Here is a 20657-nt window from a genome sequence, read left to right as displayed (position 1 = left end):
TCGTACCCGCCTTTCTTTTTTAATCAAATGCAACTACTTCTGTTTCTTTTGCTTTTGCTGTCATACCTGTTTTAATCTGAATGTTTTTGGCATTTCCTTCTTCTGTGATGATAAATACCGTGGTATCCGGATGTCCTGCTGCCTCAATCTTTTTCCTGTCAAAGATAATCAGCGGATCCCCTGCTTTTACCTGCTGTCCTTCCCGAATCAGATACTGGAATCCGTCTCCGTTCATGTCAACGGTATCAATCCCCACATGGATTAACAATTCCATACCGTTTGCCAGGGTCAGTCCGCAGGCATGTTTGGATTCTTCCATAACAACAGTAATTTTTCCGTCTGCCGGAGCGTAAACCGTATTATTGGATGGTTTGATGGCCAGACCATCTCCCATAACGCCTTCTGAAAATACACCGTCGTTTACTTCTTTTAATGCAATTACTTCACCATCTAAAACCGCTTTTAAACTGTGGCATTCTTCTGCTGCAGGAACGTTCTCCTCTGCTTTAGCTTCTGTAATCTGCTCTGCTTCTGCCTGTGCAGTGCCTTTTCCAAGGCCTTTTTTCTTTCCTACAACAACCGTCAGTCCGAAAGAAATTACTACTGCAAGTACCATACTGACAGCAAATGTCAGCATATACTGCGGCTGAATGGAAAGGATTCCGGGAATACCGCCTACACCGATGGCGTTTGCTGTGGTGCCGGTAGCTGTACATACGATTGCCGCACAGGTGGAACCAATCATACCGCAGATAAACGGAAATACATGTTTTAAGTTTACACCGAAGATAGCAGGCTCGGTAACTCCCAGATAACAGGAGATACATGCCGGAACGTTTACTTCCTGAGCGTCAACGTCTTTCTTCTGAAGATAAATCATACCTAATACTGCAGACCCCTGAGCGATATTAGACAGGGCAATCATTGGCCATAACATAGTTCCCTGATAATCTGCAATTAACTGTAAATCCACCGCGTTTGTCATATGATGCAGACCGGTAATAACCAATGGTGCATAGGCAAATCCGAAGATTGCTCCAAACAGGACTCTCACCGGACCGGTGATTCCCGCATAAACAACGCTGGAAATTGCAGAGCCAATCTTCCATCCAATGGGTCCTAAAACGAAATGGGCGATGATAACTGCAAGTACCAGACTGCAGAAAGGTACTATAATCATGGAAACGACCTGCGGAGTAATCTTTTTGAAGAATTTCTCCAGATAAACCAGGGTAAATGCCGCCAGAATCGCCGGTATTACCTGCGCCTGATAACCAACCATGTTGACTTTAAAGAATCCGAAATCCCAGAACGGAATCTCTGAAGCCGGTGTGGACGCCATGGAATATGCGTTCAGAAGCTGGCTGGAAACCAGGGTTAAACCTAAGATAATTCCAAGCATCTGCGTGGTTCCCATCTTTCTGGTTACAGACCAGCAGATACCCACCGGGATGCCCACGTGGAAAACAGCTTCACCAATCAACCATAAGAAGCTGTCAAGTCCGCTCCAGAACTGACTGAGGTCACACAGGGTCTTTGTTCCGTTTTCAAATAAATACAGACTGTCAATACAGTTTCTGAAACCAAGAATCAAACCGCCTACGATAATGGCAGGAATCAGCGGCGCGAAAATTTCTGCAATAGCCGCCACTGCCCTCTGGGCAGGATTCTGATTTTTCTTTGCAGCGCTTTTAGCCGCATCTTTGGAAACACCTTCGATGCCTGATACGGCGATGAAATCATTGTAAAAGTCAGCTACTGTGTTTCCAATGATTACCTGGAACTGTCCTGCCTGGGTAAAGCTTCCTTTTACGACTTTCATTGCTTCAATTTTCTTCACGTCTGCAATGGACGGATCGTTTAAAACGAACCGCATACGTGTGATACAATGTGTGACAGCAGCTATGTTCTCTTTTCCTCCGACCAGCTCTAATAACTGCTGTGCGTCCTGAGAATATTTTCCCATTTTTTTACCTCCCAACCTTTTACTTGTTTGAACAAGTACTTTTGATACTTCTTTTATAACATACTTGTTTAAACAAGTCAAGGATATTTTAAAGAATTTTAAGAATTGTAACGTTGACTTCTAATCAGGTTTGTTTATAATAAATACTAAGATGTTTAAACAAGTTATACGAAGGTGATATTTATGCCAAAAATGAAATTTGAAGGAATTTATAAAGACTTAAAGCAGAAAATTGAAACCCAGGAATATGAATTTCAGCAGTTCCTTCCTTCGGAAAATACCATGGTTACCATTTACAAATGTTCCCGCAATACCATACGCAGAGCGGTTTCTCTGCTGGTAAAGGACGGGTATGTACAGTCTCTTCACGGCAAAGGGGTTCGCGTAATCTATCAGCCTGTGGATCCTGCGTATTTTACCATCGGAGGAATTGAATCTTTTAAGGAATCCGCTGCCAGAAATCATAAGAAAGCCGCTACGAAAGTCATCCAGTTCGCAGAGCTTACGGCAGATGAGCGGGTTTCCAGAAAAACCGGCTTTCCTGTAGGAAGCGAGCTCTACTATATACAGCGTGTCCGGTATCTGGATGAAATAGCCCTGATTTTTGATATTAATATGTTTCTGAAATCCCAGGTTCCTGGTTTAACCCCCAGGATTGCCGCCCAGTCTGTCTACGAATATCTGGAAGGAACCCTGGGAATGCAGATTGATGTCAGCAAACGGAAAATGACTGTGGAACGGGCTACGCAGATCGATCATAAATACCTGGAATTAAAAGATTATGATTTTCTTGCTGTAGTATCCGGACAGATTTTTAATTCCGAGGGAATTATGTTTGAATATACTCAGTCCCGCCACCGGCCGGACTACTTCTGCTTCCAGGATACTGCCACCCGAAGTTAAGATAAAAAAGAATCCTGCTCGCAGGATTCTCCGCCTGCGGCGGGGCGCAAAGCGCCTTCTTCCACTCCGACGCAGTGCGCTCCACGCGGAGCGTTTTGTTTAATAGGGAACGCAGTTTCCTATTAAAGAACAAAGAGGACAAGTCCTCTTCAACTCCCTATATCCCTCACTCATGAGGGACTTGTACTCTTTGCGCGCCAGATGCAGACTGCCGCAGGCAGTCATAATTCCACATGCATCTGGTCGCATCCACAGCGGAGCGATTTTTATGTAATAGGAAATCCGACGGAATTTCCTATTACATAAAAGAACACCCCATAATGCATCTGCTTTCTGCATTACAGGGTGTTTTTCTCTTTCTTTTTTTCTTAAGACAGTTCCAGCTTTCCTGTATATAACTGATAATAGGTTCCATGTTCTTTAATCAAATCTTCATGGGTACCTCTCTCGATAATGCGTCCGTGCTCCAGAACCATAATCGCATCGCTGTTTCGGATGGTAGAGAGACGGTGGGCAATTACAAATACCGTTCTGCCTTTCATCAGGTTATCCATTCCTCTCTGTACAATGCCTTCTGTTCTGGTATCAATGCTGGAAGTTGCTTCATCCAGAATCAGCACCGGAGGATTGGCAACGGCTGCTCTGGCAATGGCCAGAAGCTGTCTCTGTCCCTGGGATAATTCCTCTCCGTCACTGGTCAGCATGGTATCATATCCATTGGGAAGCATCCGGATGAACTGATCGGCATAAGCCAGACGAGCTGCCTCATATACTTCCTCATCTGTGGCGTCTAATTTACCATAACGGATATTCTCCATAATGGTTCCCGTAAATAAGTGGGTATCCTGAAGAACGATTCCCAGAGAACGTCTTAAATCTGCTTTTTTAATCTTATTGATGTTAATTCCATCGTAACGGATCTTTCCATCCTGTACGTCATAGAAACGGTTAATCAGATTGGTAATGGTGGTTTTTCCTGCTCCGGTGGAACCAACGAACGCCAGCTTCTGTCCCGGCTTCGCATACAGGGTCAGATCGTGAAGTACCATCTTTTCCTCTGTATATCCGAAAGTCATATCAAAGAACCGGACGTCTCCTTTTAACTCTGTATAGGTAACGGTACCCTCGGCCTGGTGGGGATGTTTCCACGCCCATACTCCGGTTCTCTCTTTACATTCGGTCAGGTTTCCGTCGGCATCTTTTCTCGCATTTACTAAAGTAACATAACCGTTATCCACTTCCGGTTCTTCATCAATCATGTTAAAAATACGCTCAGCGCCTGCAAGGGCCATGATAATCGAGTTAAACTGCTGGGCAATCTGCATGAAAGGCTGGGTAAAGCTCTTTGTAAACTGCAGATAAGAGGCAATAACACCAATGGTGATTCCGCCAATACCGGAAACAGATAAAATACCTCCCAGAATCGCCGTTAATACGAACTGCACATTTCCCAGGTTTCCGATTATCGGTCCCATAACACTTGCAAAGGTATGGGCGTTGGAAGCGCTCTCATATAACTGATCATTGAATTTGTCAAACTCTTCCTCGGAGATTCTTTCATGGTTAAAGATTTTAATCACTCTCTGACCATTCATACGTTCTTCCACAAAACCGGTAACCGCGGCCAAATCCAACTGCTGTTTTACAAAGTATTTTCCGCTTTGTCCGCCGATTTTTCGGGAGACGAAAAACATCAGCATAATCATAAGCACCGCTAAAATCGTAAGCAGCGGACTCAGCACCAGCATGAAAAAAAAGGTCACCACGATGGTAAAGGCGGACATCAGTACCTGGGGAATGGACTGGTTAATCATCTGACGGAGGGTATCCGTATCATTGGTATAAAGACTCATGATGGAACCGTTGGTGTTCTGATCAAAGTAGCGGATAGGAAGGGTCTGCATATGTTCAAACATTTCGTCTCTGACTTTTTTCAGAACTCCCTGCCCGATAACAACCATCAGCCTGGTATAAACAAAGGATGCAATTACACCAAAGGCAAAGATTCCTGCCAGAACCGTCAGCGCCTGATACAGTTCTTTAAAATTCGGATCTGTCTGGCCTATCAGCGGCATAATAAAGTCATCCAGCAGAAACTTGAGAGAAAAGGATACAGAAATTGTCGCCACAGAACTGACTAAAATACAGATGCAGACAATAATAAACTGAACTTTATACGTATTCGTTACATATCCCAAAAGACGTTTCGCTGTTTTCAACGTATTTCTGGATAAACCTGGCTTCTTATTCATTTTCCTCTCCTCCTTTCATCTGAGACTCATAAACTTCTCTGTAAATGGCATTATTCTTCAGTAACTCCTCTGAGGTTCCGATTCCGTTAATCTTACCGTTATCCATTACAATAATCATATCTGCGTCTTCCACTGAGGAAATTCTCTGGGCAATGATAATCTTGGTGGTATCCGGTATTTCCTCACGAAATGCCTTACGAATCATGGCGTCTGTCTTGGTGTCCACCGCGCTGGTGGAATCATCCAGAATCAGGATCTTCGGTTTCTTCAGCAGCGCTCTTGCAATACAGAGCCTCTGTTTCTGGCCTCCGGAAACGTTATTTCCGCCCTGCACAATCATTGTATTGTAACCGGCCGGAAATTCCTGTACAAAGCCGTCTGCCTGCGCCAGTTTACAGACTCTTTTAACTTCTTCGTTGCTGGCGTTTTCATCCCCCCACCGGATATTCTCATAAATGGTTCCGGAGAAAAGGACGTTTTTCTGCAGTACCATGGATACCTGATCCCGAAGGGCTTCCAGATCATAATTTCTCACATCAATATCTCCGACTTTTACGCTTCCGCCTGTGACGTCGTAAAGTCTGGGGATTAACTGCACCAGTGTGGATTTGGAACTTCCTGTTCCGCCGATAATTCCCACGGTCTGGCCGGATTTGATATGCAGGTTGGCCTTCTTCAGCGAAAGATTTCCGCCTTCTCCTGCATAACTGAAATCTACATTTTCAAATTTAATGTCTCCGTTTGGCACATCGGTTACTGCTTCCGGCTGATTCTGCATTTCCGGTACTTCTTCCAGTACTTCCCGGATTCGATCAGAGGATGCCTCCGCAATCATAATCATAACAAACACGAAAGAAACCATCATCAGAGACATCAGGATCTGAAGGGCATAGACAATCACACTGGTCAGTTCCCCTGCCGCCATAGCGCCGAAGATAATGTCCTTTCCGCCGATTAAAACCATGCAAAGAACAACCACATACATGGTAAACTGCATCACCGGTGAGTTCCATGCCACAATTTTCTCCGCTTTGGAAAACAGATCATAAACCACTTTTGAAATTCCGTGGAACTTCTCAATCTCATGATCCTCTCTTACATATGCTTTAACCACACGGGCAGCATTTACATTCTCCTGAACGGAATTATTCAGTACATCGTATTCGTCAAATACTCTGATAAAATGAGGATGCGCTTTCTTTGCAATAAAAATCAGAGCAAATCCAAGAAATGGGATTACAATCAAGAATAAAAGTGCAATCTTTCTGTTGATGGCCACCGTCATAATCAGGGATAAAATAATCATGATCGGCGCTCTTGCCAGCAGTCTTATACTGAACATGTAAGCCATCTGCACGTTTGTAATATCTGTGGTTAATCGGGTTACCAGACCGGAGGTGGAAAAATGGTCGATATTCTTAAATGAGAATTCCTGTATTTTGTAAAAAATGTCATGTCTTAAATTCTTAGCATATCCTGCACCTGCAACTGCCGCCAGCCTTCCTGCAATCACACCGAAAAGCAAGGCAAGCATGGCCATAATCACCAGGCTGATTCCTACCTTAACAATATAGGAAAGATTTCCCAGCTGAATTCCATCATCAATAATCTTAGCCATCTGATAAGGTATCAGCACTTCCATGAAGACCTCTAAGATTACGAAAATAGGTGCCAGAATAGATTCCTTTTTATATTCCCGAACAGACTGTAAAAGTTTTCTATTCATGTTTCTATCATTCCTCCCTAATATTCTCATATAGTAACTTCAGATAACATAACAGACGCTCCTGATCTTCCGAAGAAAATCCTTTCAGCAGCTGCGCCTCCATCTTCTCTCTGCCTTTTTCCAGTTCCCGGAAAATACACTCCTCTTTTCCCGTCAACTGGACAATTTTCATCCTCCTGTCCTTTTCACTGGGAAAAGCTGTGATGAATCCCTTCGTTTCCATGCCTTTCAGAATACTCACAATCGTTGGATGTGCCACTCTCAAATGTTTCTGAATATCCTTCTGGCTGGTTTCCAGTTCTCCCTCACGGCTTTTTAAAAACCACAGAATTTTCATCTGCTGTAATGTCAGGTTAAATTCCCTGAAATCCTTATTGGCTCTGCGCCCAATGGTCTCGCTTAAAATCTTAATCATTGAGGCAATGCTTACATCTTCCACTTCTTTTGCTCCTTCATTTTCCCTGCTATATATGTCGCATCCTACATATTCTATGCAAAAAAACGGGGAATGTCAACCCTGTTTTTCCAGATAATCTGTTTTATCTTTTTCTGTGATTTCCCGGATAACTCTGCAGGGAACTCCTGCTGCAATTACATTGGCCGGAATATCTTTCGTTACAACGCTTCCCGCACCGATTATGGTATTTTCTCCAATGGTAACTCCCTGGGTAATATGGACGCCTGCGCCGACCCATACACGATCTCCGATTTTCACCGGTTTCGCATAACAGGCTCCTTTCGCCCTTTCTTCTGCATCATTTGCGTGATTGGTGGTATAGATTCCGACTCTGGGACCGAATAAAACGTTATTACCGATTTCAATTCCGCCGCCGTCCAGCATCACACAGTCAAAATTAGCATAAAAATCATTTCCTATTTTAATATGGAAGCCGAACTCACAGCGAAAGGTGGGCTCAAAGAACACATTTTCTCCCATTTCTCCTAAAATCTTTCTTAAAGCAGCCTCTCTTACTTCTTTGGGCTGTCCGAACGTCTTATTATATTCATTAGTTAGAAATACTGTTCGTTCTCTGGCATTTACCAGTTCCTCTGTGGTATCATCATACATTTCTCCATTCAGAATTCTCTGTTTCTGTTCTTCTAAAGTCATGGGCATCCGTTTCCTTTCTCATTTACTTATCGCTTTTCTAACTGCAATATATATTTTTTGTTTCTGTTTGTCAATTCTCTCTTTTGAAAGATCATTGACAAAATTTCCGGTTTCCCTGTATAATAATAACAGCGGACAAGGAAGTCGATACCTGCAGAAATTCTCCTGGTATCGGCTTTTATTCTTATTCGGAGGTGATTCAAATGAGAAAAGAGAACGGAGATTTTCCTCAGGAGGAAATGGAAAAGAAGGACGGCGTACAGGAACAGCCAAAAGAATTATCAGAAACATGGGCCCAGGACGCATTGGCCGACCTGGATGATTTCATTGAAGAAAGCGGCGTATTTATCCGCCAGTAGCTCTCATTCTTTCAAAAAGGGCTCCGAAGACATTTTTTTAGATGTCTCCGGAGCCCTTATCCTGAAAGTTCTTCTTTATTTATTCATATCTTTTCTTACTTCTTCCCGTTTCCTTTCTCTGTCTGCCGCACGATTCCATGCTCTCACACCATAAAAAGCCGCCAAAGCTGCAGATACTCCCAACGCAATCACACCAAAGGCTTCCATCTCTGTATTTCCTCCTTGTTCTTTTCCTTCTATTCTTTTCTTAGGATTTGCCTTTTTCCGTTAAAATATGCTCCTATATACCGCCAAAAATTTTCAAAGAAAAGAGCTTATTCCCACATTTTTCTGCAACGTCGGAATAAGCTCCTGTCTCATTTTCTGTTTTTATTTGTCAAATAGACTTGCCCCGTTGGTGCGGATCACTTCCTGGTACCAGTAATAGCTGTCTTTTTTATACCGGTTCATGGAAGCTCCCTCTTCTTCCTCTCTGTCCACATAAATCAGGCCGTACCGTTTCTGATACCCGTTCAGCCAGCTTAATAAATCTGTGAAGGACCAGGTACAGTAGGCCAGCACATCACAGCCCTCCTCGATGGCTTTTTCCAGTTCTTTCAAATGTTCCTTTAAATAACAGATCCGGTAATCGTCATGGATTTTATCATCTTCTTCTTTTTTGTCAAAGGCTCCCAGACCGTTTTCGGAAATTACGATGGGAAGTCCATAGCGGCTGGTAATCTCCCGGCAGCAGAAACGCAGTCCCACAGGATCAATGGTCCAGTCCCAGTCTGTAGTCATCAGATACGGATTGGCCGGATTTTTATAAATGCCCGGTATTCCCACTTCCTGGGCGGAACCTTTCACTCCAGTGGTATTCATGGTACCGTAGGGCGTCACTCCGTCCAGGGGATTGTATTCGCATACACAGCTCTGGTAATAGTTCACACCCATAAAGGTAATCTCTTTCGCCGCTTTCTTCAGAATCTCTTCGTCTCCCTCTTCCAGATGCGGGGCGAATCCCTTTTTCTTCAGATATGCCATGGCTGCTTTAGGGTAACGGCCATAGCCGTATACGTCCATCCACCAGAAATTCTTTAATTCGTCATAGTCCCGTTTTGCCATAACATTGATGGGATTGCAGTCCAGAGCGTAAGAAGGCGTATAGGCAAAGCTGGCGCCGATTTCCCCTGTGCCTCCCATCTCCCGGTAAGCCAGCACTGCCTTGGCATGTGCCATAAAAGCATGGTGGTTTACCTGGTAAAATGTCTTCTGGTCATCGAATTTTCCCGGCGGATGCTGCGCAGTCAGCCAGCCCAGAGAGGTGAAAATATTCTGCTCATTAAGAGTGATCCAATACTTCACCTTATCTCCAAAATACTGAAACAGTGTCTTAGCATAGTTCACATAATCATCCACGATTTCCCGGCTTTCCCAGCCTCCGTAGGCGTCCACCAGCGCCTGGGGCAAATCCCAGTGAAAGATGGTTACCATCGGTTCGATCTGATGTTTTCTGCACTCCTCAATAATATCCCGGTAAAAAGCAATTCCTTTTTCATTGATCTGTCCGTTTCCCTGCGGGTAGATCCTGGCCCAGGCAATGGAAAAACGATAGGTTTTCAGTCCCATTTCTGCCATAAGAGCGATGTCCTCTTTGTAGCGGTGGTAATGATCCACCGCTGTATCTCCCGTTGTTGCCTTATAGGTTTTCCCGGGAATCCTCACAAAAGTATCCCAGTTGGTCATCCCCTTTCCATCTTCCTGATAACCGCCTTCTACCTGGTAGGAAGCAGATGCGCTTCCCCATAAAAAGCCTTCCGGAAAACCGGTTCTTTCTCTTTCTTCCATGTTATAATCCTCCTGTTTTTCACTTATACGATTTCTAAAATAGGCGTCAGTTCCTGTACCTTTCCATTTTGTACCGGGGTTATCCGGGCATACCGTTCTGAGTTTGATACAATCACCGGGGTAGTAATATCGTATCCTGCCTCCGCGATTTTCTCTTTGTCAAATTCCAGAATCACTTCGCCTTTTTTAATGGTATCTCCGGATTTCTTTTTGGGATAGAAGTATTTCCCTTCCAGATTAACGGTATCCACACCCACGTGTACCAGAAGCTCAACGCCTTCTTCGCTGACCAGCCCTGCCGCGTGTCCTGTCTCAAACATCACATCTACCTTTCCGTCAAAGGGGGCGCAAATCACGCCTTTTTCCGGTATCACAGCGGTTCCTTTCCCCAGAATTTCCTGAGAGAATGTGGCGTCATTTACTTTTTCCAGAGGAATCTGTTCTCCCTGCACCGGGCTTAAAACAAAAATCTCTTTTCCTTCCGGCAGGGGTTCTGCCACAGTTGCTGCCAACTCCATTCCTCCTGCTGTTTCTTCTTCATCCTCTTCATCAACCACATCTTCAAATCCAATAAGAACTGTTGCAATAAAAGTTACCACAACCGTAAGCAGAATCGTCAGGGCCGCAATCAGAAGACTGGCGGGACGGCTTTCTTCCACATACTGTACAATGGTTACAATGGCCGGCGTAGCGATTCCGAAACATTTCATCTGGAAGAATCCTCCGAAAAGTCCGCCCACTGTGGCGCCGATACAGGCTCCCAGCATAGGTCTCTTCAGACGAAGAGTAACACCATAAAGAGCCGGTTCTGTGATTCCTGCAAGAAGGGCTGAAAATGCAGAGGATCCCGCAATCTGTTTAAAGTCTTTATTCTTGCTTCTTACAGATACCGCCAGAGCCGCTGCTCCCTGTGCCATGTTTGAACAAAGCTCTCCGATACAGATAAAGTTTTCAAATCCGGATGTGGCAATCACGCCCAGCTTAATAGGAGTGAAGGCATGGTGCATTCCTGCCATAACCACGAAAGGATAAATTCCGGCTACAAGTCCGATGGCGATAAAGCCCAGTTTATCATGAACAAAGTATACAGCGTCAGATAATACGTTTCCGCAGATAGCTCCCAGCGGTCCTAAAACAATCAGCGCAATGGGGGCTTCAATCAGCACCACCAGCATCGGTTTCAGGAAGTTTTTCGTTACCACAGGCGTAATTCTGTCCACCAGTTTTTCCACATATTTCAGTGACCAGACTGCCAGGATAATAGGAATGACAGAATAGGAATAGGTGGCATAGGTTACCGGCAGAAAGCCTAAAAACTTAATGGTTTCTTCTGCTTCATGAGCCCCCTCCATCATGCTGATGAAGTTGGGATGAAGCATAATCAGGGCAATGCTGGCCGCATAATATACATTAGTTCCAAACTTCTTAGCCGCGGAAATACCAATGAGTACCGGCATGAAGAAGAAGGCTCCGTCTCCGATAACACTCAGCAGATTATAGGTATTTCCCTCGGTATCCAGAATTCCAATCATCGGGAGCAGTGTCAGAAGCACTTTGATCATGGCTGCTCCGATAATTGCCGGAATAATCGGAGTCATAACTCCGGAAACGGTATCCATCAGCATGGATAACAGATTTCTTTTCTCTTTCTTCTCTTCTGTCTTCTTAGGCGCATCATGGGAGAAATTTCCCAGTTTGTTCAGCTCAGCATAGACATTTCCCACATCATTTCCAATGATAATCTGGTACTGTCCGGCCTTTTTCATAACACCCATAACACCTTTTGTTTTCTTTACTGCCTCATCGTCTACGATGGACTCATCCTTTAAAGTAAAACGGAGTCTTGTCATGCAGTGGATCAGGCTGATTACATTTTCCTGACCTCCTACACGCTGTAAAATCTTTTTTGCTACACTTGCGTAATCCATAATTTTCACCTCTCTGAATTTTTTCATATAAAAAGACCCGATTATAAAGGGTATATCTTCCCGGGATATACACCCTTTATAACCGGGCCTTGCTTAACTGAATAATTACAAGCCCAGACAACGTTTAATCGTTTTTCTGTTCATCTAAAATTCTCTTAATGTGTATCAGTAAATACAGTCTTTCATCAATGCTAAGGCTGTATTGGTACTGCTTCTCAATAAACTGCGCCACCTTTTCCACACCCGTATAGGCGTATTCATTCTGCTTTACCATAACCTCATAAATTTCTTCCATGCTGTCCTGATAAGCAGTATGGTCAAACACTCTGGCGGAAAAGAATTTCAGGTGGGTAATAAAACGCTGATAAGAAACAGAATCCTCATGGAAGCTGACCTTAAAATGTATTCTGACAATCTGTACAATCGAGGTAATCAATTCCGTAATCTTCTTCACATCGGATACTTCATTGTTCTCCAGCTCAGAAGCTACAATATGCATGGCTATAAATGCCGCCTCATCTTCTCCCAAATCAATGCCGGATTCTTCATAAATCCATTGGATTGCCTGTTTCCCTACCGCATATTCTTTGGAATAGAACTTGCGGATATCCATCTTTATGATATTCTTCAGCTGTATCCCGGCCCGATACCGTTCTACTGCCGAATGAATGTGATCCGTTAAGGTTACGTATAAAATATCGTTTACTTTCAGTCCCTGTTCAGTTCTGGCCGCCCGGACTACCCTGGCTGCAATCTCCAGATACTGCTCCGATATGGCCTTTACCACTTCCTGAAGGCGGTGACTGCTCTCCTTGCTCTGCAGGCAGTAGGTCTTATCAATCAGGGATTCGTCCAGGTGTTCCCCTTTCTTTTTCTTAAAGCCGATTCCGGGACCGGTAATGATGACTTCTCTGTTCTCTCCATCCACAGAGACAACTGCGTTTGTATTCAGAACTCTGATGATTTTCATGACAGATAATCCCCTCTCTAGCTCTTTTCGGTCTGCCTGACGGCAGCCCCCGTGCTCATTCTGTCTTGCCCGTCCTATGGCTGTGTGTCCGCCCAGGCAAGCCTGCCCGGGCACACAACCGCAGTCCGGGGCTTTCATAAAAAAAACTGCTTATAATACTCCTTCAGCATTATAAGCAGTCTTGCTTACCCTTACGTAATAACAAACTTGCTTTCTAGGCATACTATAGCAATAATTTTCATTTTTGTCTATACGAAATTCTTACTATTTTCATCTTCTGTTTTTTGTATATTTTGTACAGAAAGAGGAATGTTTTCTGAAATCGCCCTCATAAAACGCCCAGTCCTTTTACTACCAGCATTATGAAATCCTGTACGTTGGTAACAATTGTTGTGGCCGACAGACTTCCTCTGTCCAGAAGTTTATTGACCACAAATTCGTCGGCATCTACGGTATACAGGAACACAGGACGAACGGTTCCATCCTCCAGCACTTTATAAGAAGGCGTCATATTTCCGGTTGCAATGGTGTGAAGCATAGTAGCCAGACAGATTACTGTAGTGGCTTTAGATACCATTTTCCGCATCTGTGTCTGTCCCTCGTAAGCGTCCCCGATTACCTCCGGCAGGGGACCGTCGTCCCGGATGGAACCCGTTAGAACAATGGGAATTTCATTTTTTACACAACTATAGATAATACCGTTGTCGATCTGGTAATCTTCAATAAACCGGGGAATAGAGCCGCTTCTTCTTACCCGGTTAATCACATCCAGATGGTGGTAATGGCCGTTTGGCTGAGATCTCTGAGTATAGATGTCCTGGCCCAGAGCCGTATGAAACTGGGCTCCTTCCAGGTCATGGGTAGCCAGGGCATTCCCTGCCATCAGTCCATCCACATAGCCATGTTCAATCATCGCCTGCATGGCGGCTCTGGCGTCTGCGTCAAAGGCAAAGGCCGGCCCCATAACCCATAAAATATTGCCGTGTTCTCTTTCATAATTCAGCAGTTCAAACAGACGGTCATAGTCTCTGGCATAAGAGGTTTCCCTGCTTCGCCCCTGGCGGAAAACAAACTGATCATCAGGATTATCTTCCGGATCTTCAAATCCTCTGCTGTGAAGGTAAATCCCTTCTTCTGCATTTTCTGTCCTTCCCACAATCACCTTATCTCCCACTTCCAGGTTTCGGTTTTCCACCACTTTCAGACTGCCGTCATCTCCTAAAACCACGCTGGAATCCATTCGGCTCTGAGCCGCCAGAATCCATTTTCCGTCTATCTTAAAGTATTCCGGATACATGGATGTACTGTGGAAATTTTCCGGCGCCACTCCTTTTTGAGCGACTTTCTCCCATTTCACATCCGGAGATTTCTCAAATTTTTCCTGATGAAAATCCGGCTCCCTGTATTTTGGAAATGTAAACATTTTGGTTCTCCCTTCTCATTTTTTTGTCTGTCTGAGAAACTCTCTTTTCCCTTTTATATAGACTTCCTGTACCTTCACTTTATCAATATCTTCCCTGGAAATCCGGAAAATATCTCTGTCCAGAATTACGAAATCCGCTTTGTATCCCGATTTCAACTGCCCCAGTTTCTGAAATCCGGCCATTTCAGCCGCCTCTCTGGTATATAACTGAATGGCTGTTTCCACATCTACTGCCTGCTCTTGTCCGCAATCTGTGCCATCGTAAGCCCTTCGCGTAACAGCTCCTTTCAGGCAGGGGAAGGGATCGGACGGCTCCGCCCAGGAGGTAGCCGGAGCATCGGTTGAAAAGCAGACTTTTACCCCTTTCTCCAGCATATGGCGGACAGGATAACAGGTTTTCATCCATGCTTCGCCCAGATTTTTTAAATAACTTTCAATCTCCGCATACATAAAAATAGGCTGGGTGGCAAAGCCGATTCCTTTTTCCGCTGCCAGTTTAATACTCTCCTCCCGAGGATCGGTAATATGCTCTACACGGACATAGGGAGTATCATCCAAAGTCCATTTTTCTTCCCTGGCCGCTCTGTCTACCACACGGGCGATGGCTTTTGTTCCCATTGCATGCATAGAAAGCTGACAGTGATTTTTTTTACAGAATTCAATGGCCGTCTCCATCTGCCGGTCTGTGCAGACAGAAATCCCATATTCTTTCTCACTTCCCAGATATGGTTTCTCCATCCAGGCAGTTCTTCCGGAAACACTTCCGTCCCCAATCAGTTTCAGCCCTGCGGCAAAGATCTGCCTGTCTTTTTGCCTTCCCTCTTCCGGAAGAGTAAAGTCTTCTTTATCCATAAAGAAATCCCATATATAATAAACGGCCACTTCCTGTTTAAATCCTTTTTCTGCCGCTTCCTCATACAGCAGATAATTGTCCCCTCCGTCCAGGTTTCCCATATCGGTGACGGCCACAATTCCCTGAGATAACAGAAGCTCTCCTAAATCCACCAGACTCTGTACCGTGTCTTCCCTCTTTTCTTCGGGGATAAAGGGAATAATCAGGTTTCTTGCATTCTCTTTCAAAACACCGGTGGGTTCCCCCTTTTCATCCCTTTCGATTTCTCCTCCCGGAGGATCCGGCGTATTTCTGTCGATTCCTGCCATTTTCAGGGCATAGCTGTTCACACAGCGGATATGACTGCAGGTCCGGAGGATAGATACAGGTGCGTCGTCACACCCCCGATCCAAATCATAACGGTTAGGAGAACGTCTTTCCGAAAATTTTCCTTCATCATAACCCCAACCCTGAATCCACTGACCCGGCCCCTGCTCTTTTCGCTTTTTCCTGATTTCTTCTGCCAGTTCTTCGATAGAATGGACTTTCGGAGGCAGTGCAGAAATTTTCCTGCTGAAATCCGCCAGCATCACCGGGTGCATATGAGCGTCTACAAATCCAGGAATGACACACGCACCCCCGAGATCCACCTTTTCATAGTCGCAGTCCGGACGGCTGTCTCTCTTCCCAATCCAGCGAATCCGGCCTTCTTCTACAATCATAGAATCTGCATATAAGTTGTTCTTATCGGATGTAAAAATTTTTCCGTTTTCAAATATACATCCTTTTCTGTTTTCCATGACTTTATTTCCTTTCTCTTTTGCCAAACCACATAGGAAGGCTCTCTTTCTTCCCAGTATATCCCTTTTCCCGGAAAGTCTCAAGAACAGAAAAGAGAATAAAGTCCTGCCTATTCTCTCTGATGCTTCTTCTCCATCTTTTCTACGTTTTCTATATCACATATCTCCGTTTCCATGATAATATTTTCTTCATATTCTTCCCCGTTCCTGATTTTATCTGCCACTTCTACAGCCTGATACCCCAGTTCGTAAGCCATAACGTCAATGGTAACGTGAATTCTTCCCTCTTTTATGGCTTCCAGGGCAAAATCCGCGCAATTCATCCCGCTGATAGAAATCTCTCCCTTTTTTCCTGCCTGCTCCACCGCTTCTGCCGCACCCACTGCCATATCGTCGTTGCATGCAATGATTCCCCGGATATCAGGGTGGGCCTGCAGGAGGTTCTGGGTCACCACAAAGGCCTCGTTACGGATCCAGTTGGCTGTCTGGGAGGCCACAAGCTGGATTTGAGGATGTTCTTCGATGGCTTTTTTCGCACCTTCCGTTTTATCTATGGCATTTTGCTGTCCTGCCGGCCCCTCCAGAATAACAACTTCCCCTTCTCCAATTATATCGCAGAGACGGGATGCCACCTGATATTCTGCATCAAAATCTTCAATTCGGATGAAACTTGCAATCTCCACATCTCCGTCTATACCGGTGGCGTAATTCACAACAGGAATCCCTGCGTCGTTTGCCAGTTCAATTCCCGGAAGAATCCCCCGGGAATCTGCCGGGCTGATGCAGATTACTTCGTACTGACCTCCCACCGCTTCTTCCAGAAGCTGAAGCTGAAGTTCATTGCTGTCTGCTTTTACCGGGGCTAAAATATCAATCTCTACTCCCAAATCTTCTGCTGCTGCCTCCGCCCCGTCTTTTACCGAATACCAGTAGGAAGTAGTAAGTCCTTTTAAGATAACCGCCACTTTTTTCGGTTCTTCCTGACCGTTCTGGCCGGTGATTACTTTTACGGCCAGAATCCCGGCCAGAATAATACAAATCCCCCAGGAAACCGATCTCTTCATATCTTTTTCTCCTTTTGCTCCCACTGACGCTTTTCCATATATGCTCTAAACAGGCGGCTGCTCTGTTCCAACAGAATGGAAAAAAGGATCACGCATCCTGTAACAACCTGCTGCCACAGAGAGGAAACACCCCAGAGATTAATCCCATTCGTCAGAATTGCCAGAATCAGCACCCCAAACAGAGTATGCCCCATAGTGGCTCTACCGCCCTTCATAGATGCGCCTCCGATTAACACAGCCGCAATCAGTTTCATACTCCATCCTTCTCCAATGGTAGGATCTACTGCATCCAGCTGACTGATATACAGAAGCCCTGTCAAACCAGCCAACAGACCGTTCAGCATGTAAGCGCCTGTCAGAATCCTGTCAACTTCCACTCCGCTGCAGACTGCTCCCTGGGTATTTAAGCCCACTGCATACACTTTCCATCCGAATACCGTCCTGGAAAAGAGGAAGCAGACCACAGCAAACCCTGTGAGGCATATCAGCAGCAGGTGAGGAATTCCAGCGGTACTTCCCAGGCTGAGACTACGGAAGGCGGGGGAAAATCCATAGGCAGTGGTTCCCATCATCAGCACATAGGCAAGCCCTTTTCCAATCCAGTCCATTCCGTATGTTGCAATAAAGGCGGGAAGGCGGACTTTAGCAATCAGTATCCCATTAGCCATTCCAAGCAGACAGCCTGTCAGAAGTCCGGACAGAATTCCCGGCAGCATCCCTGCCTGTTTCATTACCAGTCCGGCAATACAACTGGACAGCGCCATGTTGGAGCCGATTGATAAATCCAGTCCCCTGACAATGACAGAGATTGTCATCCCCAGGCTAAGCAACAGTAAAAAAGGCACCTGACCGATAAAAATATTGCTCAGATTTTCTTTTGTTAAAAAGGCCGGCTCTGTTACCGAAAGAAACAGTACTAACGTCCACAGCATGACGACCTGGGGAACATAGGAAAAAATTTTCTGTCTTCTTGTGCTTTTCAACCTCTCCTCCCTCCTTTTTTCCTCTCCTGCACTCTTGTACGGGTCACATCCAGAATAATCACCCCCATAATTATCAGACCAATCAGAAGATAATGAAAAACAGAAGAAATTCCCAGAACAGTCAGCCCATTTCTTAATATGGTTATCAGAAAAACGCCTACCGCCGTTCCCTGAATGGTTCCTTTTCCCCCTTCCAGAGAAGTGCCTCCAATCATGGCGGCCGCAATGGCGTCGAATTCATATCCGGCGCCTCCCGAAGGCATAGCCACGTTCGTTTTCGCCGCCAATAAAATCCCGGCGGCCCCCGCAAGTGTTCCGCTTAGTACAAAGACTCCGAACTTTATTTTTTCCACAGACAGTCCGCAAAGGCGGGCAATCTCTTCACTTCCGCCCACTGCATAAATATGTTCTCCAAAACGTGTCTTTTTCATAAGAAACCAGGCTCCGGCTCCCATAAAAAAAGCAAGATATACAATCACATAAATCCCGGCCAGCCTCCCTGTTCCCAGGAAACGAAAAGCGCCCGGAAAACCTGCAATCCCGTTTCCGTTACTCATAACCAGGGCAGCGCCCTGTGCAATGCTATAGGTTGCAAAAGTAGCAACCCAGAAATTGGCCTGAAACCACACAATCAGAATACCGTTTAAAACGCCGGCCAGGATTCCCGTCCCCAGTCCGGCAGCAATGGCAGTCCAAAGTCCGAACCCGTTCTTTAACAGCAGAGCTGTTATTATACCGCTTACCGACATCACGGAACCTGCTGAAATATCGTTGCAGCCTATTACAATTGCCATTGTAATTCCAATGGATACAAGAAATAAAACAGCGCTGTTTTTTAATACATTCGATATATTGTACACAGTAAAAAAATTGTCAGAAACTATGGAAAAAAGTAAAAACACCATAATTGTACCCTGCAGCGCAGCGATTCCTTCCCTCTGAGAAGTCCTGTTTTTTTCACCTCTTCTCATTTTCCCATCCCCTTAAAATTCCGCTGAAATGATTTTTTCTTCTGTTATTTCCTCTCTTTTTAATTCTCTGCTTATCGTTCCCTGTTTCATCACATAAACCCGATCGCTCATCTGCAGTACCTCTCTCTGGTCAGAAGATACCATCAGAATTCCTTTTCCCTGCCGTGCCAGTTCCTCCATTAGCCGGTAAATTTCTTCTCTGGCCGCCGCATCGATCCCTTTTGTGGGTTCATCAAAAATGAGTATCTGACAGTTTGTACAGAGCCATTTTGCCAGCACAACCTTCTGCTGATTTCCTCCGCTTAACTTTTCCGGAAGTTTCTCCATTTCCTGTTGGTACAATGCCTGGCGGCCATACTTTCCGGCCTGTTCAGAAACAGCAGAGGCTGAAATAAACCCTCTGGGAAACAGCAGGTTCAATGCCGCCTGGACAATGTTTCTCTCCACAGACATTCCCATAATCAGCCCTTGTTTTTTCCGATCTTCGGGCAAAAGCCCCAGTTTCTTTTTTATACTATAAGAGGGAGAATGACGCAGAGGAACTTCTTCCCCCAACAGGAAAATTTTTCCTTCTGACGCTTTATTTATCCCGAAAATACTGCTGACCAGTTCGCTCCTTCCGGCTCCCACAATTCCGGTTATGGATACAATCTCCCCTTTTCTGACGGAGAGACTGCAGTTGTGAAATCCTTTTCCGCCCAGTCCTTCCACCCGCAGAATCCCCTCTCCTGTCCGTGCTTTTTCCCTTCTGGTTTCATAAATATGTTTCCCTGTCATAGCATACAGAAGCTCTTCTTTTGAAACCTGTGACATCTCCTTTTCCAGGCAGACCTTTCCCTGGTTTAGTACAGTAATTCTGTCTGCAATCTGAAACAATTCTTCTATTTTATGAGAAATATAGACGATACCGCAGCCTTCCCCCTTCAGCCTGCCGATTAACTGAAACAGTTGACTGGTCTCCTGTTTCGTGAGACTGGAAGTAGGCTCGTCCATAATTATAATATCCGCTTTTTTCCAGACAGCCTTGGCAATCTCTACAATCTGCTGCCAGGCTACACTGAGATCTGCTGTCTTTCTCTGCGGGTCTAATTCATATCCCATCTCTCCCAGGATCTTCCGGCTGATTTCTATCATCTTTTTCTCGTCTAACAGACCAGGAAAACCTGGTTTCGTCAGCTCTCTTCCCATGAAAATATTCTCGTATACACATCGGTTTTTTAACAGACTCAGTTCCTGATGTATCATAGCCAGACCGGCGTTTCGGGCTTCTGTCACTGACCGGAACTGTACCTGTTTTCCTCTCACATAAACCTGACCCCGGTCGTAGGGAAGAACTCCGCAGGCAATCTTCATCAGCGTGGATTTCCCCGCGCCGTTAGCTCCTAAAAGGGCATGAACCTCACCTGCCCTTAAAGTAAAATCCACATCTTTTAATACCAGATTTTCAGAGAAATGCTTCCGGATCCCTTTCATTTCCAATACGGCTTGCGGGCTTTCCATCTAACCCCTCCTTTCTCTGACAAATTCAGCCGGATGGAAAAC

The 20657-nt window shown here is 45.1% G+C and carries 17 protein-coding genes; 2 read left to right on the top strand and 15 right to left on the bottom strand.

Features of this window, described 5'->3' with window-relative positions; all coding sequences use genetic code 11:
• Positions 1-19 precede the first annotated feature (19 nt).
• The gene (treP, locus tag B5F53_RS00520) at positions 20-1966 is read right to left on the bottom strand and encodes a PTS system trehalose-specific EIIBC component (RefSeq protein ID WP_087218154.1); all 1947 of its coding nucleotides are present in this window, start codon (positions 1964-1966) and stop codon (positions 20-22) included.
• A gap of 183 nt (positions 1967-2149) precedes the next feature.
• On the opposite strand from treP, the gene treR reads away from it, so the two are divergent.
• Positions 2150-2869: a trehalose operon repressor gene (treR, locus tag B5F53_RS00515; RefSeq protein ID WP_087218151.1), complete on the top strand. Its 720-nt coding sequence runs from the start codon at positions 2150-2152 to the stop codon at positions 2867-2869.
• A 368-nt stretch (positions 2870-3237) separates the two neighbouring features.
• On the opposite strand, the gene B5F53_RS00510 is transcribed toward treR, so the two are convergent.
• From B5F53_RS00510 to B5F53_RS00495, 4 genes are all read right to left on the bottom strand, one after another.
• On the bottom strand, positions 3238-5121 hold the full coding sequence (locus B5F53_RS00510; RefSeq protein WP_087218148.1) for an ABC transporter ATP-binding protein: 1884 nt from the start codon (positions 5119-5121) through the stop codon (positions 3238-3240).
• Positions 5114-6847: an ABC transporter ATP-binding protein gene (locus B5F53_RS00505; protein WP_087218144.1), complete on the bottom strand. Its 1734-nt coding sequence runs from the start codon at positions 6845-6847 to the stop codon at positions 5114-5116. The genes B5F53_RS00510 and B5F53_RS00505 overlap by 8 nt, the downstream gene beginning before the upstream one ends.
• Positions 6848-6854: 7 nt before the next feature.
• Entirely contained in the window at positions 6855-7286 is a 432-nt protein-coding gene (locus B5F53_RS00500) for a MarR family winged helix-turn-helix transcriptional regulator (protein WP_087218141.1), read from the bottom strand.
• A gap of 72 nt (positions 7287-7358) precedes the next feature.
• Positions 7359-7958 (bottom strand): sugar O-acetyltransferase, encoded by a 600-nt coding sequence (locus B5F53_RS00495; RefSeq protein WP_087218138.1) that lies wholly within the window; start codon positions 7956-7958, stop codon positions 7359-7361.
• Between the two features lie 203 nt (positions 7959-8161).
• Between B5F53_RS00495 and B5F53_RS20040 the strand changes: the two genes are divergently transcribed.
• Entirely contained in the window at positions 8162-8317 is a 156-nt protein-coding gene (locus B5F53_RS20040; protein ID WP_204246884.1) for a hypothetical protein, read from the top strand.
• A gap of 75 nt (positions 8318-8392) precedes the next feature.
• On the opposite strand, the gene B5F53_RS20520 is transcribed toward B5F53_RS20040, so the two are convergent.
• From B5F53_RS20520 to B5F53_RS00450, 10 genes are all read right to left on the bottom strand, one after another.
• Positions 8393-8524, bottom strand: coding sequence for a hypothetical protein (locus tag B5F53_RS20520; RefSeq protein WP_275532187.1), 132 nt, complete (start codon positions 8522-8524; stop codon positions 8393-8395).
• 162 nt (positions 8525-8686) lie between these two features.
• The gene (locus tag B5F53_RS00490; protein WP_087218135.1) at positions 8687-10144 is read right to left on the bottom strand and encodes a glycoside hydrolase family 1 protein; all 1458 of its coding nucleotides are present in this window, start codon (positions 10142-10144) and stop codon (positions 8687-8689) included.
• A 23-nt stretch (positions 10145-10167) separates the two neighbouring features.
• Entirely contained in the window at positions 10168-12072 is a 1905-nt protein-coding gene (locus B5F53_RS00485; RefSeq protein WP_087219029.1) for a beta-glucoside-specific PTS transporter subunit IIABC, read from the bottom strand.
• Between the two features lie 124 nt (positions 12073-12196).
• Positions 12197-13042: a BglG family transcription antiterminator LicT gene (gene licT, locus B5F53_RS00480; RefSeq protein ID WP_087219026.1), complete on the bottom strand. Its 846-nt coding sequence runs from the start codon at positions 13040-13042 to the stop codon at positions 12197-12199.
• Between the two features lie 328 nt (positions 13043-13370).
• The gene (locus B5F53_RS00475; protein ID WP_087218132.1) at positions 13371-14465 is read right to left on the bottom strand and encodes an ornithine cyclodeaminase family domain; all 1095 of its coding nucleotides are present in this window, start codon (positions 14463-14465) and stop codon (positions 13371-13373) included.
• A 15-nt stretch (positions 14466-14480) separates the two neighbouring features.
• Positions 14481-16097, bottom strand: a complete 1617-nt coding sequence (locus tag B5F53_RS00470; RefSeq protein ID WP_087219023.1) for an amidohydrolase — start codon at positions 16095-16097, stop codon at positions 14481-14483.
• Positions 16098-16207: 110 nt separating this feature from the next.
• Positions 16208-17161: a sugar ABC transporter substrate-binding protein gene (locus B5F53_RS00465; RefSeq protein WP_087218129.1), complete on the bottom strand. Its 954-nt coding sequence runs from the start codon at positions 17159-17161 to the stop codon at positions 16208-16210.
• Complete coding sequence (locus tag B5F53_RS00460) at positions 17158-18144, bottom strand: ABC transporter permease (protein WP_087218126.1); 987 nt, start codon at positions 18142-18144, stop codon at positions 17158-17160. The genes B5F53_RS00465 and B5F53_RS00460 overlap by 4 nt, the downstream gene beginning before the upstream one ends.
• Positions 18141-19115: an ABC transporter permease gene (locus tag B5F53_RS00455; protein WP_087218123.1), complete on the bottom strand. Its 975-nt coding sequence runs from the start codon at positions 19113-19115 to the stop codon at positions 18141-18143. The genes B5F53_RS00460 and B5F53_RS00455 overlap by 4 nt, the downstream gene beginning before the upstream one ends.
• A gap of 12 nt (positions 19116-19127) precedes the next feature.
• Positions 19128-20615 carry a sugar ABC transporter ATP-binding protein gene (locus B5F53_RS00450; RefSeq protein ID WP_087218121.1) on the bottom strand — a complete coding sequence of 496 codons (1488 nt, stop codon included), beginning with the start codon at positions 20613-20615 and terminating at the stop codon, positions 19128-19130.
• Between the last annotated feature and the right edge of the window lie 42 nt (positions 20616-20657).

The sequence above is a fragment of the Blautia sp. An249 genome (assembly GCF_002159835.1).
In the GTDB taxonomy this organism is placed as follows: Bacteria; Bacillota; Clostridia; order Lachnospirales; family Lachnospiraceae; genus Blautia_A; species Blautia_A avistercoris.
The sequence above is the reverse complement of the archived record's forward strand: the minus strand, read 5'-3'. Positions and strand labels throughout refer to the sequence as shown.